Consider the following 15,225-nt stretch of genomic DNA (forward strand, 5'->3'; position numbering starts at 1 on the left):
ACGGGATCCGAGGAAAGCGCTGTCCGATATTTCGGACGAGACGTCGCGTCGTTCCGTCGGCTTCGCCCTCAACGCTCCACACCCAGACCCTTTGCGTGCGCTCCACACTCAGCACCCTCCAGCTTCACTTTCGGGTAACCCTCAGGAAACTCCGTCCCCATAGCGTCGTGCGGGCACAGCCCCACTTCCGTGAAGGACCCCCATGAAGCATCTGACCAGGTTGTTCGCCGCCACGGCAGCACTCACACTCCTGAGCCCGGCGGCCGCCACCTCCGCCTTCGCCTCACCGTCCGATACCGTCTCCCCGACGAACCTGCTGGTGAGCGGCGAGGCCGAGTGGAGCTACCTGGACGACGACACGGACCCCGCCGACGGCCTGCCCGAGCGCACAGACTGGACCGACGCGTCCTTCGACGACTCAGCATGGGAGTCCGCTACCGGGTCGTTCGGTGCACTCCGCGGCGAACTCGACGAGCTCAACGGCGGCTTCACTCCGGACAACCTGCTCCAGCAGTACAAGGACGGCGAGGGCGCGCCGAATACTGAGGCCTTCTTCTTCCGCACGAACATCACGGTCGATGCCGAGGACCTGCAGGACGCCGGCCAGCTCGCCGGGGCCCTGCAGTCCGACGACGCGGCGACCGTCTACGTCAACGGCGAGCGCGTCGCAGGCTTCGACGATGACGGAATCGACTACCCGTCCGAGGGCGAGCGCCGGAACATGCAGTACGGCGGGTCGAACCGGTCCGCTCCGCAGGAAGGCACCTTCGCGATCGACCCGGAGGTCCTGGAGCCCGGCGAGAACACGATCGCCGTCCAGCTGCACCAGGGCCGGGCCACGAGCTCCGACCTGTACTTCGATTTCAAGGACCTCGCGCTCGAACCGGAGCCGGGGAAGGTCGGCCAGTCGTCGATCCTCCTGGGTGTGGGATCGGATCAGTCCGAGCGGAACCTGTCCTGGTTCACCGATTCCGGCGTCGACGAGTCCGTCCAGATCGCTGCGGGGCAGCACGAGACCCTGCCGGGCAACGCGCAGACCTTCGAGCAGACGGAGCGCGGCACCGCCGACGACGGCGCGAACGACTACGTGCACTCCACCGTGACCGGCCTTGAGCCCAGCACCTGGTACTCGTACCGCGTGGGCAGTGAGGAGGGCGGCTGGTCCGACGTCCAGCAGTTCCAGAACCACGACGCGGACCTCGAGCACGAATTCACTTTCATCGGCGATGCGCAGATCGGCTCCTCGGGCAACATCGAGAGCGACGGCGCCGGCTGGCAGACCACGCTCGACCGTACGAATGAGATGTTCCCCGACTCGCACTTCCTCTTGTCCGCCGGCGATCAGATCGAGACGGGCTCCGGCAATCCGGACGAGTACCAGGCCTACCTCGAGCCGGAGCAGATGCGCACGCAGACGTCGGCGCAGACGCTGGGCAACCACGACTACGACGGCAACCAGCCGCAGGCGCTGTTCGGCCAGCACTTCAACCTGCCCAACCAGTGGGAGGGCGACCCCACCGGCGGCAACTACTGGTTCACGCAGAACGACGTCCTGCACCTCAACATATCGACGGAGAACCGCGACTTCGAGTCGCACCGCGAGTTCATCGAGCAGACGATCGCGGAGCAGGGTGACGAGACCAGCTGGACGATCCTCACCTTCCACCGCTCGATCTACAGCGCCGGCATCCACGCGCACACGGACGGGCGGGAGATCCGCGAGGAGTTCGCGCCGGTCCTCGCGGATATCGAGGGCATCGACATGGTGCTCGCCGGTCACGACCACACGTACGCGCGCACGCACCTGATGGACGGCACGGAGGTGTCCAGCGAGGAGACGACGCAGGCGCCGGAGGGCCATGACCAGGTCCATCCTGAGGGCAACGAGCTGATGTACATCACTGCGAACTCGTCGTCCGGCAGCAAGTACTACGACCTCGTGCCGGAGTCGACCACCCCCTGGACGGCGGTGCGCGACCAGTCCCGCACACCCACGACGGCGAACGTCGAGGTGGGCGAGTGCTCGATCACGACGACGTCCGTGCGTGTGGACAACGGCGAGGAGATCGACAAGGTCGAGCTGGTCAAGGACCGGACGGCGCCGGAGATCGAGACCCCGGGCGACACGGAGCTGACGGTGGGAGACGAGTTCGATCCGATGGAGGGCGTCGAGGCGTCCGACGAGTGCGGAGAGCTGACGGACGAGGGCATCACGGTCGACGGAACGGTCGACACCGGTGCCGCCGGGACGTACGAGCTCACCTACAGCGCGACGGACACCGCCGGGAACGAGGGAACTGCGACCCGGACCATCACCGTCGCCGAGGCCCCCGCACCGGAGCCGACCGACGACCCGACCGAGGATCCCTCGGGAGACCCCTCCGAGGACCCGACGGGTGAGCCCACGGGCGATCCCACCGACGGGCCCTCGGATGGCCCGTCCGACGATCCGCGCGACGACGACTCAGACGAGGACCGGGATGACGACGGCCAGGGGGACGGCGGTCAGGATGACGACGGCCGGGGCGATGACGGCGATGACGCTCCCCGCGGCGGCCAGGACGACGAGTACGACCGGGGCGACGACGGGAAGCTCCCGCGCACCGGTACGACCCTTGCGGGCCTCGGCGCCGGCGTGACCCTGCTGGGCGCGGGCATTGCAGCGCTCGTCGCCTCGCGCCGCAGGAAGGCATGATCCGGCACTGAGCGCCGGCTGAGCCCCCGCCTCTGTGTGCGCCCGCGAAGCCTGCTCCTGCATGCGGTTGCAGAACTGAAACACGGATGCGGTGCAGGTCGAGGGTTCTCGCGTCGTACGCTAGTCCCATGAACAAGTCCTACCTCGTCACCTGGGCCCTCGCACAGTTCCTGGGCACCCTCGGCATCGACCGCTTCTACCTGGGCAAGATCGGCACCGGAATCCTCAAGCTCATCACCGCCGGCGGATTCGGGATCTGGGCGCTCATCGACCTCATCATGGTCCTCACCGGCAACACGCGGGACAAGGAGGGCCGACCGCTCGAAGGCTTCGAGGAGCACAAGAAGGTCACTCGCATCGTCACGATCGTCCTCATCGTCCTCGGTCTGCTGTCCGGCGGCTGCTCCGCAGCTCTCACCGCAGGGAACGTCACTGAACTGATGTGACACGAACCGGCTGAGAACCGCTCCAGGAAGAACCGTCCCCGCGTGCTCACGCGGGGACGGTTCTTCTGTGTGCTGCGTCCCATCACGCTGGGATACACGGTTCCAGTGGGGGTCCCACCTGCGATCGGGGCTAGGGTGTACCGCGCCGTGAACAGCGAAACGGCTCAGACCGTCCGCCCCGCATGCAGTGCCTCCGGCCGCCCCTGCCCGCGCGGACCCCCTCTTCAGCAGACCTAAGGAACCATGGACCATTCTGACGGCAGTACGACCAGCGAACCCCCCGAACCCCCTCCGGCTGACCCGGCACCCGCACGGACCGGCCCGATAGGCGCTGTGTTCTGGGGGTCGCTCTCCATCATCGCCCTCTTCGTCGTCTGGGCATCGATCTCCGCCACGTCACTCAACGACGCCATGACGTCGGCGATGGACGCAACGGCGAGCAGCGTGGGCTGGCTGTACCTCCTCGTCCCGCTCGGCTGCATCGCGCTCCTCATCTATCTGGCACTCAGCCGCTACGGCACGATCCGCCTGGGTTCCGACGACGCACGCCCGGAGTACAGCACCTGGGCATGGCTCGCGATGATCCTCTCCGCCGTGATGGGCATCGGCCTCATCAGCTACGCGGTCGCAGAACCCATCTCCCACTTCGCCGCGCCTCCCCACGGGCGCGCGGAAGCGGGGACGATCGAGGCGGCAGTCACCGCCATGCAGTTCTCGTACTTCGACTGGGGGCCTCACGCCTGGGGCGTGTTCGGCGTCTTCGGACTCGCCATCGCGTACTCGACGCACCGGAGGAACCGACCGGGCCTCGTCTCGCCGATGCTCCGTCCGGTCTTCGGCGATCGTGTCGACGGATGGCTCGGGAAGGTCATCGACATCTTCGCCGTCATCGCCACCCTCTTCGGCACGACGACGTCGCTGGGCCTCGGCGCGGCCCAGATCGCAGAAGGTCTGGACGGGGTCTTCGGCATCCCGTCCTCGCTCGTCGGACAGATCGTCATCATCGCCGTCATCACGGTGCTCTTCACTCTGTCCGCTCTGTCCGGTGTCCACCGCGGCATCAAGTACCTCAGCCAGATCACCATGCTGCTGTCCGCCGGGCTGGGCGTCTACGTCCTGATCGTCGGCCCCACGAACTTCCTCTCGAACCTGTTCTTCCGGTCTGTGGGCCAGTACCTGAGCGAGTTCTTCGCCGTCAGCCTCACCACTCCGAGCACTCCGGAAGACGTCCAGTGGATGCAGTGGTGGACCTTCTTCATGATGGCGTGGTGGCTGAGCTGGGGAGCCTTCGTCGGCGTGTTCCTCGCGAAGATCTCCAAGGGGCGCACCGTCCGCGGGTTCGTCGCAGGGGTGGTCGGGATCCCCAGTCTCGTCTTCTTCCTCTGGTTCACGATCTTCGGCGGCACCGCCATCAGCATCGACATGAACGACGGCGGTGAGATCGGAGCCGCAGCGCTCGAGGACATCAATTCCGCGTTCTTCGCCACGCTGGAACACCTCCCGCTCGTGACGGTGACCTCGATCATCGCGATCATCCTCGTCGTGCTGTACTTCGTCTCCGGTGCCGACGCGAACACGTTCGTGCTCAGCATGCTGTCCTCGCAGGGCTCCCTGAATCCGCGCCGAACCGTGCTCCTCGTCTGGGGACTCGTCACCGGCCTGACCGCCGTCGTGCTCCTGCTGGTCGGAGGCCTCGCCGCACTCCAGCAGGCCGCGATGCTCTCCGCACTGCCGTTCACGTTGATCGTGGCGCTGCTCGGCATCTCACTGGTGCTCGAGCTGCGGGGCGATGACGAGTTCAACGCCGCGCAGAAGGCGTCTCGCAGCAGCGAGTCCGCGTCTGTACCCGACGCCTCGGGCGCCGCACTCGGCTGATCGCCTGGCCTCGGAGGCACGACCGGACCACCCGCTCACACGCCGACCGACAGCTGACGAGCCGCGCGCCTGCGTTCACGACGGGAGCGCGGCTCGTCCGTGTCGACGCCGATCTCCGTTGTGAGAGCGGGGCGTTCGACCGCCGTCGGATCGCTGTCTGCATCCAAGTGCTCCGCCAGCGCAGTGAGAGTGCTCGCCTCGAACAGGTCCAGCACGTCCACGCTCATACCCTCTTCTGCGAGTCTGCGTTGGAAGCGGATGAGCCCGATCGAATCCACGCCCAGCGCGAAGAACCTCGCGTCGGGGTCGAGTTCGGCAGCATTCCGGCCGATCGTCTCTGCCAGCAGGTCGCGGAGGCGATTCCGGAGTCCGGTGGTTCCCTCCGCGTGGTCCTTCAGTCCAGGAGATCGCGAGGCTGTGCTCCGCTCAACAACTGAAGTCGGTGTGCCTCCGCCGATGTCGAGAGTTCCGCCGGCTGTTTCCGTCCATCCGCCCGCCCCTGCGAGGCCTCGCACGGTGCGTTCGACCTCTGCGAGCACGGTCGCGGCCCATCTCGGAGGCAGGAGGGAGTCCACGGCATCAATGCGCACCACGAGTCCGTCGGTGTCTTCGAACACCTGCACATCGGCCAGGACGCCCGGTGTCTGGCTGATGGCGTACTCGGTCGTCCCCCAGGAGTCCAGCAGTCTCCCGGCGTCCACGGGTCGGCCGCTCGTCGCGCTGACGCTCCCCAGTCCGCTGGAGAACACGATCGGCACCCGCTGTGGACCACCCGACCGTGCCCACATGCGGAGCACCTCGTTGCCGTGCACTCCCAGCGGCCCCACGGAGTGCTCGAGGTCCTCCGCGAGGCGATCCCGCATCCTGCGCGCCCGCTCGGCGAAGGTCCCGACGGACGCGGGCAGACCGACGACGAGAGTCGACGTGAAGTCGCCGATCACTCCGCGGTGATCGGCAGGGCGATCGAACAGCGTGAGGATGATGCTCGTCCCGCTCTTCCCGTCCTCGGCCCCCAGTGCACCGGCCAGCGCCGTCAGCACGACAGCGGTGGGCGAGACTCCGTTCGAACCCGCCGTTCGGACGATCCGGGACCACAGCGCGCCGTGCACACGTTCCTCATGCCTGACCACCACGGGCCCGGCGGCGGATTCTCCGCCGGTGACCGGTCCAGTGAGGGCGGGCGAAGGCATCTCCTCGAGTCGGGCCCTCCAGTGCGCCAGCTGGGGCTCCCTTCCCTCCCGCAGGCGGCGCTGCGACACCGCAGTCGCCCATCCGCGGAAGTCTGCCTGCGGAGCCCGCACCTCATCTCCCGCCACTGCATCGTCGAGAGCCTCGACGATCGTCACGGCACTCGCAGCGTCGACGAACAGCAGATCCATGCTCAGGCCTACAACCCAAGATCCGTCGGGGAAGGCGATGACGTCGAAGCTGAGGGAGGGGTCGGAGACCGGGTCGATCACTTCGTGGGACCGCAGTTCTCGGACAGCGCTCACCGCGGCTTCCGCGGCCTTCCGGCTTCCAGCCGAATGGTCGTGGACGCGCAGCGGGATGCGAGCGTCCGGATCCTCGACCGGCAGCACGATCTGTCGCGCATCGTGGGTGATCCGGGCTCGCAGCATGGGATGGGCCGCGCTCACGGCTTCCAGGGCCGCACGCAGCCGATGAGGATCGAGAGCCGCGACCCTCACCTCCGTGTAGTAGTGAGGTGCGAACCGGACTCCGACCGCGTCATCCCTGCGACCCAGCAGGTAGGCCATCTGCATCTCCGTGAGCTCGAAGGGACCGTCCAGAGACGATCCGACTTCGTCGTGATCCTGGGCTGACCGGACGCGATCAGAGCCGATCGCGACCTGATCGGAACCGTGCCTGCCTCGATCGGGACGAGCCGCCGCCGGCGACCCCGCGCCCGCCTTCGTCGCCACCGCTCCCGGCGAGGGTCGCTCGTGGGCGACGGTGTCGCCGCCGAGAGGAAGGATGAGCAGGCAGTCCGTGCCCCAGCGCAACTGCTCACCGAGGCCGCCCAGAGCATCCGCCCAATCCGCAAGCTCTCGCAAGTGGTCAGCGCTGGGCGCGGCAGGGCGTTCGATCCGCAGCTCTCCGGCCAGGGGCGGCAGCGGCAGAGGAGAAGCGTGCGGCAGAGCGGGAGCGCTGGGGCCGGCTGCTGCGCCGGTGAAGGCGGGAGCCGGGGCCCGGGTGTCTTCCATCCGGGAGTCGGAGTCCCCCGCGCCCACGGCCTCGGATTCAGCCTCAGGAGCCCCAGCCCCGGCCAGCACTTCCGCCAACGGGCGATCCGACAGGAGGGAGCGCACAGACGGACGGTGCCCCCAGCGCTCCTCCACCACATTCGCGATGCGCACAGCATCCAACGACGTGCCTCCCTGCTCGAGGAGCGACCGGGCCGAGTCGGGTGCTCTGCCCATGAGTTCGGTCACCACACGGCGCACGGCATCGGTGTGCGGCGTCGATGCTGAGGCTGCCCGGTTGCCTGCATCGGAGACGGAGTCGGCAGGCTTCGCCCGCGCGAACGGGTCGGGCAGTGCACGATGATCGATCTTGCCGTTGTCCGTGACGGGCAGGGATCGCAGGATCGTGAGGACCGAGGGGACCATGTAGGCGGGCAGCCGGTCAGCTGCTTCGCTGCGCACGCGGTCCGCGTCGAGGCCGTCCCCACCCACCCAGGCGACGAGCCGTAGCCGGCCGTCCGGCCCGTCGACCGCAGCTGCCACGGCTCCACGAACGCCGGTCACCCGTGTGAGCGCTGCGTCGATCTCACCCAGCTCGATGCGGAACCCGTTGATCTTGACCTGCCGATCGACCCGACCGCGGAACTCGATGTCCCCCGAGCGCAGCCACCGCCCGCGATCGCCCGTCCGATAGACGCGCCGCCCCACGGCAGGGAGTTCGACGAATCTCTCATCGGTCTGCTCGGGGTCGTCCAGGTATCCTTCGGCCACTCCCTCACCGCCGATGAAGAGCTCGCCCTCGTCTCCCACGGCCGCAGGAGCACCGTCGTCGGTCAGCACGAAGAAGCTCTGACCGGGCAGCGCGCGCCCGTACGGAATGCTCGGCGCGCTCGGGTCCACCTCGCCCACCGCGTGGGCGATCGACCAGATCGCGGCCTCCGTCGCGCCTCCCAGCGAGTGCACGTCTGCGTGCGGCACCAGTGCGCGGAATCGGTCGGGCAGGGTCACCGGGATCCAGTCTCCGGACAGCATCACCGTCCTCAGGCTGCACAGCTGCGCAGAGGCCCGGTCGTCGTGCTCCGCGTACTCCACCAGCATCTCCAGCAGAGGCGGTGCCGAGTTCCACACCGTCACCGCGTGCTCCTCGATCAGGTCGCACCAGGCCGACGGATCCCGCAGCTGAGTCTCGTCCGGCAGCACGAGCGCACCGCCGGCCCCCAGCATGCCGAAGACATCGAACACGGACAGATCGAACGTCAATGCCGAGACACCCAGGACTCGGTCGTCCGGGCCGAAGCGGAAGCGGTCGACCACCGCATCGATCGTCGTCCGCGCCTGATCGTGCGTGATCGCCACACCCTTGGGCTCGCCTGTGGAGCCCGAGGTGAAGATCGCATACGCTCGATGCTCGGCGAGCGGATGGCGATCGGCACCGGTCTCGTCCCCGCATCTCCTCGCACCTGGAGAGCGAACCTGGTTGGGGCGCCCTTCGTCGTCCAGCTCCATGACGTCGAAGAGGTCACTGATCGCCTCACCCTCAGAGCCTGCGAGGACCAGTGCCATCGAGGCGCCGGATCTTCTCCGCACCTCCTCCAGCCGCCGCAGCGGCCACCCCGGGTCGACGGGCACGTACCACGCACCGCTTCTCATCACTCCGAGCACGGCGACGACCTGGGCTGTTGATTTCGGGATGGCGATCACGACGGGTCGACCCGGCTCGATGCCCCGGCGCACCAGCTCTTCTGCCACCGCCGCTGCACCGCGTGCCGCTGCTCCATGAGACAGCGCAGCACCCCCGGCCAGAACTGCAGGGGCCTGCCTCTCCTCCACCATCCGCAGCGGGTCGTCGATCCGACTGCCCGCACCGCTGAAGGGCGACGGAACTCGCGGCAGCGGCAGGTCGCCAGTGGGATCGCCGCCCCACGCCGGATCCAGCCAGCCGTCGGGGTCGGCGAGACCGTTCAGCAGGCCGACCGTACTCCGGCACAGGGCAGCCGCGAACCCCGGTTCGAGAGCCTCGTCCACTGCGTCGAGGCACAGGAGCAGGCGCCCGTCCTCCTCGCGGACGATGTGGTCGATGAGCACCTGCGGAGTCTGCGAGACACGGTGGACGCATTCGCCCAGCCACTCATCATCCGTGGCTCCGTCGTCGCCCAGGGCGGACGTGAAGACGACCGGCAGAGCGGGCACACCTTCCATCGCTCCGTCCCAGGCGCGCTGTCGCCTGCCGACCTCGATGGCGCTCTCTCCCGTGTCGACCGCGGAGCCCAGGGCATCCGCGACTCGTCGTGCATAGTCCGCTGCCGTCTCCCCTCGTGACCATCGACGCAGCGGGGGTTCCATCGCGACCAGGCGCGCAAAATCGCCCACGACGGTCGCCCGGGTCTCGTACTCGCCGCGGCCGTCGACCGTGAGCGCCAGGGAGCCGGGACCGGCATGCAGAGCGAGCGCGGTGGCGAAGGCGGTCAGGACGACACCGGTAGGCGTCAGTCCGCGTTCACCCGCGTGCTCGCGCACCCGTCGCCACACCGCTGCGTCGAGCACTCCCTCGTGGCTGACGAAGCGATGCCCGTCGCGGGGAATCTCCGTGAGTGGGAGCGGGGGCGTGCGATGGACCCAAGCGACATCCGCAGCGCGCGTCGGATCGTCTGAGCCGAACTGTCCTGGCGGCTCCACCGCCAGCTGCTGGCAGAAGTCGAACTGCGGTGCGGGGATCCGACACCCCGGGTCCGCGGTGAGCCTCCCCCACTGGTGCATCAGCAGTCGCCAGCTGCGAAGGTCCACGGCGATCGCGTCGAAGCCCACCTGCACCCGCACCGAACCGGGCAGCAGGACGGCCCGGACGAAGAACGGCGGCCCACCTGCCTCGGTGAGGTTCCGGTGATCAGCCTCTGTCCGCAGACGGATCGCGAGGTCGTGGTGCGACGGCTCTGATCGCAGATCGATCCGCTGCAGGGACCAGTCGGACTCCGGGATGATCTGCTGTCGTCCCGCTGCCGTGACTCGCATCCGCAGCATGGGGTGGACGTCGATGAGTGTCCGCCAGGCGTTCTCAAGTGCATCGAGGAAGTGTCCCGGGCGGTCCGGGGTGCTCTCGTACTCGTGGTACCAGTAGGTGGCGACCCCGCCAAGGGGAAGCTCGGGATCACGTCCCGCCCAGTACGCCGCCTGCACTGCGGTCAGCGGCGCCTCGTCCGCCGCTCCTGGTCGAGGACCGGAGGTACTGCGCCCCCGCTGCCGGCCCCCGGTGTCGCCAGCACTCGTCGCACCGTCGGGCAGCTCGCAGAGCGCCTCCTCGATCCGCGTCACGACCTCACCGATGCTGTGCTGCGGGGAGAACGCGACGAACGGCAGCCGCACACCGAAGTCCTGCTCGATCCGACGCCTCACGGAGATCGAATCCAACGACGTCAGACCGGAATCCCCGATCCTCGTGTCGTCATTCAGATTCTCGAGAGCGATTCCGCAGGTTTCGGAGATGATTTCTGACAGGGATCGGACATTCATATAAACCATCACCTATGCTATTACCTGCCGCTTATTTTTCGGACCTGATTTTCCTCTATACGCTCTTCAACTGTGGGGAATTCGACAGAGAACGACAAATCAAAGGGTCGTAATATAGCCGTTTCTCCGCGGCGGATTCGTTCATTGCTGGCGGCCGCCGTGGCCGTCCAGGCGCTGGCGTCGGCCTGCGCCGCGCTGCCGCTCATCTCTCTGGCTCTCCTCATCGAGGCGGTCGCGACAGGTGGTGCGCTGCTCCCCTGGGTCCTGCTGGCCGCGGTCTCCGCACCAGCTCGCGCTGCGCTCGACTCGCTGGCGCTGACCCTCGCCCACCATGCGGACGCGCGACTTCAGCTGCATCTGCGCAGAGAGACATCTCAGTCGGTGCGCCGTCGTCCGCTCGCCGATGTGGAGGCGCTGTCGCCGGCCGCGGTGAGACGCGTGGTCCTCGACGACGTGGGCGCGCTGCATCACCTCGTCGGGCACACCGTCCTCGATCTCACCGCGTGCGTGGTCGGGCCGCTCACCGGGTTCGTCGCGCTTCTGATGCTGGCACCGCCGCTCGCACTCCCCGCAGTCGTTCCCCTGGTCGTGGGCACTCTTCTCCACAGGAGATCGCTGGCGCAGATCCGAGCCTCCATGCCCCACTACATCGCCGCATCGGCTGCGCTCGACGAATCCGTCGTGGAGTACGTCGAGGGCTTCCGGGTGGCTCGAGTGTTCGGCGATCCCCGGCAGGCCCATTCCGGCTACGTGCGCGCAGCGAATGACTACGGCGGCTTCGTCCGCCGCTGGTCGGCCTCCCTGACACCCCGCATCGGCGCGTCTCAGATCTGCTTCTCCGCTCCCACCAGCGTCGTCGTGACGGTGCTGGTGGGCGCAGCACTCGTGGTCGCCGGCACCCTCGACCTCAGTCAGGTCGCAGCAGGAGCGCTGCTCGCACCGACGCTCACGGCACCCGCACAGTCACTCGCCTTCTCGCTCCAGGAGGCGGCCCAGGGCCGCCACTCTCTGCAGCGCATCCGTGAGTTCCTCGATGAGGCGCCCCCTGAGACACGCACAGAGGCGCCCGCTGAGTCCTCACTGCGGCCGCGAGACGAGGAGGACCTCATCCCGATCCGGCGCGCGACCGAGCAGGTGGTCCTGGACGGCGTCGGCTATTCCTACGGGGCCAGGCAGGTGCTCGTCGATGTCGGGCTCACGCTCGTGCCGGGCCGCACGGTCGGAGTGATCGGCCGATCGGGATCCGGGAAGTCCACCCTGGCGGAGATCCTCGCAGGGCTGCGTGAGCCGCATGCCGGCCGCGTGCTGATCCACGGTCACGACACCCGCGACCTGTCCGAGGACCAGCTGCTGGCGCGAGCCGCGTACGTCCCCCAGGACACCCGGCTCATGCGCGGGACGATCGCGGAGAACATCCGACTGGCGTCTCCCGGCACGGACGACGACCGGATCGAGGAAGCGCTGCGGGTGGCGGGCCTGGGACCGCTGCTCGCCCGACTGCCCGACGGCATCGACACAGCGCTGGGCGACGGGGTCGACCTGTCGGGAGGCGAACGGCAGAGGGTGGGAATCGTGCGGGCGCTGCTGAGCGACCATGATGTGCTCGTGCTCGACGAGGTGACCTCTGCTCTCGACGAGGAGGCTCAGGAGCGCGTTCTCGCGGCGATCCGAGCGCAGGGCCGCGCACGATCCGTCCTCCTCGTCTCGCACCGGATCAGTGCAGTCGCGCAGGCGGACGAGGTGCTGGTGATGGACGAGGGCCGCATCGTCGAGCGGGGGACTCCCGCACAGCTGGACGACCGGGACGGGATCTACGCGCACTACTCCCGGCTGCAGACGGCGGTTCCTCGTGAGGATGCGCGGTGAACCCCCTGCTGCGGCTGCGCCGCCTCGCCCCTGCCTCGCACCGACGCCGCATCGACGCGGCGATTCTCCTCCTGGTCGTGGCGGCCGCGGCACCAGCAGGCGTCTATGCACTGCTGCTTCCGCTGCTCCGCTCCATCAGCACGGCACCGGCAGAGTTCCCGTGGTGGCCCGCTTTCGCGCTGACGACAGCCTGGGCGGTCTGCTCCGCGCTTCAGCATGCTGCGCTCCGGCGGGCCCGCTCCAGCGGGTACGCCCTGACGGAGCCGCTTCACGAGGCTGTGGGCCAGGCTCTTCGCACCGCCGCTCCCGCGAACGTGACGAGCGGTGCGACCGGCCCGATCAGCCGGTTGGCGGGAGCCGACGTCATGAGCACGGTGACCCTGCCCGCGCACCTCGCCGAGCCGTGGACGCGGGCCTTCATCACCCCAGCGGCTCTCATCACGGTCATGGCGGCGATCGATCCCCCGTCGGGCATCGTCCTGCTTCTGCTCTTCCCCCTGCTGGTCCTGGCCCACCGCGTCTGCGGCGACCTCGTGGTGCGCACGGATGCGCAGGTGCAGGCGTCCGCAGCCGAGGCCTCCTCTCGGGTCATCGAGTTCGTCCAGCTCCAGCACCTCATCCGCTCCGCCGGAGCCGGGTCGAGGGCCGAGTCCTCACTCGACCGTGCGCTCCGGGTCATGCACGACCGCCACCGGGGGCTGCTGCGCCTGGCCATGCCGGGCCTCGCAGGCTACGGCGCTGCGGTGCAGCTGGCGCTCGCGGTCACGGTGGTGACGCTCGCCTGGCGACTGGGAGACGCCACCGGTCCCGAGGCGGTCGTCCTGGCGGTGCTCGCCGCCAGACTCGTCGAACTGGCCACCGCCGCCGGCGAGCTGTCCGGCGCCTGGCGACTCTCCGACGCAGCGCTGAGCCGGGTCGAAGCGCACCTCTCGCAGCCGAGCCTCACGGAACCTGACACACCGGCTCAGGCGCCGGCCGCTTCGGACGTCCGGGTCGCGGACGTCGTGGCGGCGCATCGCGCCCGGGAGGTGCTCAGCGGACTCGACTTCGCGGCGCCCGAAGGCACGATCACGGCGGTGACGGGGCCATCGGGGTCCGGGAAATCGACCCTGCTGGCGCTGTGCGCCCGCCATCTGGATCCGATCGGCGGAGCCGTGCTGATCGGCGGTGTCGACACGCGCGCCCTGGGCAGCGACAGCACGTCGACGATGGTCTCCGCAGTGTTCCAGGACAGCTACCTCTTCCGCGGAACGCTCCGCGGAGCGGTTCTGGCCGGCCGCCCCGACGCCCATCCCGAGGACATCGATCGGGTCATGCGCGCATGCCTCGTCGACCGCATCGCCGATCGCCTGCCGGACGGATTCGAGTCCGACGTGGGGCCCGGAGGACACGCACTCAGCGGCGGTGAGCGTCAGCGCGTGGCACTCGCACGTGCACTGCTCAAGGATGCGCCGATCCTGCTCCTCGACGAGCCGACCGCTGCGCTGGATGCGATCACGGAGGCCGAAGTGGTGGAAGCGATGCTGCCCGTGCTGCGCGGGCGCACCGTGCTCATCGCCTCGCATCACCCGTGGATCCTCGACCGGGCCGACCGAGTCGTCCGGTTGTCCGGTGACCTGTCTGACGACCTGCCCGCCGACAAGCACCCTCGAACGCAGACGAACGACGACCGCAACTCACCAGGAGGGAACGAGAATGACCGACACTGGAACCGATGAGCAGCCCGAGGTCTACGACGCGGCAGTGCTGGGAGGCGGGGCTGCGGGCCTCAACGCCGCGATGCTCCTGGGGCGCCAGCGACGCTCCGTCCTGCTCGCCGATGACGGCAGGCCGCGGAATGCACCCGCCCGTGAGATGCACATGTTCCTCTCCCGCGACGGCTTCGATCCTGCCGAGCTGCGCCGCCTGGGCCGCCAGGAGCTCGCGGCCTACCCCTCCATCACCACGGTGCCGGTCCGGGCTGAGAGCGCGTCCGGCGTGAGCGGCGACTTCACGCTCACCTTCTCCGACGGGACCATGCGCCGGGCCCGTCGGCTGCTTCTGGCCACCGGGCTGCGGGATCACCTGCCGGCGATCCCCGGCCTCATGGAGCGGTTCGGGCGCACGGTCTTCCACTGCCCGTTCTGCCACGGCTGGGAATCGCGCGACACCGCTCTGGCCGTGATCGGCACAGGGAAGTTCGGCCCCGTGCAGGCCGCGTACATCGCAGACAGGTTCTCCACCGATGTGCACGTCCTCACCAACGGGCCCTTCGAAGCGGGGGCGGATGTGCGATCCGCGCTCGAGGCGCTGGGCGCCCGCATCGACGAGACGCCTCTCGAGGCGATCGAGGGTGAGGACGAGGTCCTCATCCGATTCGCGGACGGCAGGATGCTGGATCGGGACGGTGTCTTCGCCTTCCCCACCACGACCGCCGGATCCACGATCGGCGCGGATCTGGGTGCGGAGTCGCTGCTGGACGGATGCCTGGCCGTCGACGCCTTCGGCCGGACGACCGTTCCCGGGGTGTATGCAGCCGGCGACGCGGGACGCAGCCGGGACCTGCCGGGCCCCGCCTCCTCGGTGATCGGGTCCGCCGGCTCCGGCGCACAGACCGCCATGTGGCTGGAGCAGGACCTGTTCAGGTCATCGGGCGCAGTGCCCCTTCCCTGAC

7 protein-coding genes are annotated in these 15,225 nt (G+C 68.7%); 6 read left to right on the plus strand and 1 reads right to left on the minus strand.

Annotation, left to right across the window (positions count from 1 at the left end):
• Window positions 1–202 precede the first annotated feature (202 nt).
• From BSP109_RS09445 to BSP109_RS09455, 3 genes are all read left to right on the plus strand, one after another.
• Window positions 203–2,695, plus strand: coding sequence for an immunoglobulin-like domain-containing protein (locus tag BSP109_RS09445; RefSeq protein ID WP_101600214.1), 2,493 nt, complete (start codon window positions 203–205; stop codon window positions 2,693–2,695).
• A gap of 128 nt (window positions 2,696–2,823) precedes the next feature.
• A complete protein-coding gene (locus tag BSP109_RS09450) occupies window positions 2,824–3,141 on the plus strand; it encodes a TM2 domain-containing protein (RefSeq protein ID WP_101588414.1) in 318 nt (105 codons plus the stop codon).
• A gap of 243 nt (window positions 3,142–3,384) precedes the next feature.
• Window positions 3,385–5,016 carry a BCCT family transporter gene (locus BSP109_RS09455; RefSeq protein ID WP_101600216.1) on the plus strand — a complete coding sequence of 544 codons (1,632 nt, stop codon included), beginning with the start codon at window positions 3,385–3,387 and terminating at the stop codon, window positions 5,014–5,016.
• 35 nt (window positions 5,017–5,051) lie between these two features.
• Here the strand turns inward: BSP109_RS09455 and BSP109_RS09460 are convergent, their stop codons facing one another.
• Entirely contained in the window at window positions 5,052–10,706 is a 5,655-nt protein-coding gene (locus BSP109_RS09460) for a non-ribosomal peptide synthetase (RefSeq protein WP_180959681.1), read from the minus strand.
• 144 nt (window positions 10,707–10,850) lie between these two features.
• On the opposite strand from BSP109_RS09460, the gene BSP109_RS09465 reads away from it, so the two are divergent.
• The 3 genes from BSP109_RS09465 to BSP109_RS09475 are packed head-to-tail and all read left to right on the plus strand — an operon-like array spanning window position 10,851 to window position 15,224.
• Window positions 10,851–12,572, plus strand: a complete 1,722-nt coding sequence (locus BSP109_RS09465) for an ABC transporter ATP-binding protein (RefSeq protein WP_101600221.1) — start codon at window positions 10,851–10,853, stop codon at window positions 12,570–12,572.
• Entirely contained in the window at window positions 12,569–14,290 is a 1,722-nt protein-coding gene (locus BSP109_RS09470; protein WP_101600223.1) for an ABC transporter ATP-binding protein, read from the plus strand. Before BSP109_RS09465 ends, BSP109_RS09470 begins: the two co-directional genes overlap by 4 nt.
• Complete coding sequence (locus BSP109_RS09475) at window positions 14,268–15,224, plus strand: NAD(P)/FAD-dependent oxidoreductase (RefSeq protein ID WP_101600225.1); 957 nt, start codon at window positions 14,268–14,270, stop codon at window positions 15,222–15,224. Before BSP109_RS09470 ends, BSP109_RS09475 begins: the two co-directional genes overlap by 23 nt.
• The last annotated feature ends 1 nt before the right edge of the window (window position 15,225 follow it).

The organism is Brevibacterium sp. Mu109 (assembly GCF_900169375.1).
Classification (GTDB): Bacteria; Actinomycetota; Actinomycetes; order Actinomycetales; family Brevibacteriaceae; genus Brevibacterium; species Brevibacterium yomogidense_A.

Bases quoted from the DNA above. Each gene is read 5' to 3' on its own strand.
- BSP109_RS09445 (WP_101600214.1), top strand. From the start codon at position 203: ATGAAGCATCTGACCAGGTTGTTCGCCGCCACGGCAGCACTCACACTC.
- BSP109_RS09450 (WP_101588414.1), top strand. From the start codon at position 2,824: ATGAACAAGTCCTACCTCGTCACCTGGGCCCTCGCACAGTTCCTGGGC.
- BSP109_RS09455 (WP_101600216.1), top strand. From the start codon at position 3,385: ATGGACCATTCTGACGGCAGTACGACCAGCGAACCCCCCGAACCCCCT.
- BSP109_RS09460 (WP_180959681.1), bottom strand. From the start codon at position 10,706: ATGAATGTCCGATCCCTGTCAGAAATCATCTCCGAAACCTGCGGAATC.
- BSP109_RS09475 (WP_101600225.1), top strand. From the start codon at position 14,268: ATGACCGACACTGGAACCGATGAGCAGCCCGAGGTCTACGACGCGGCA.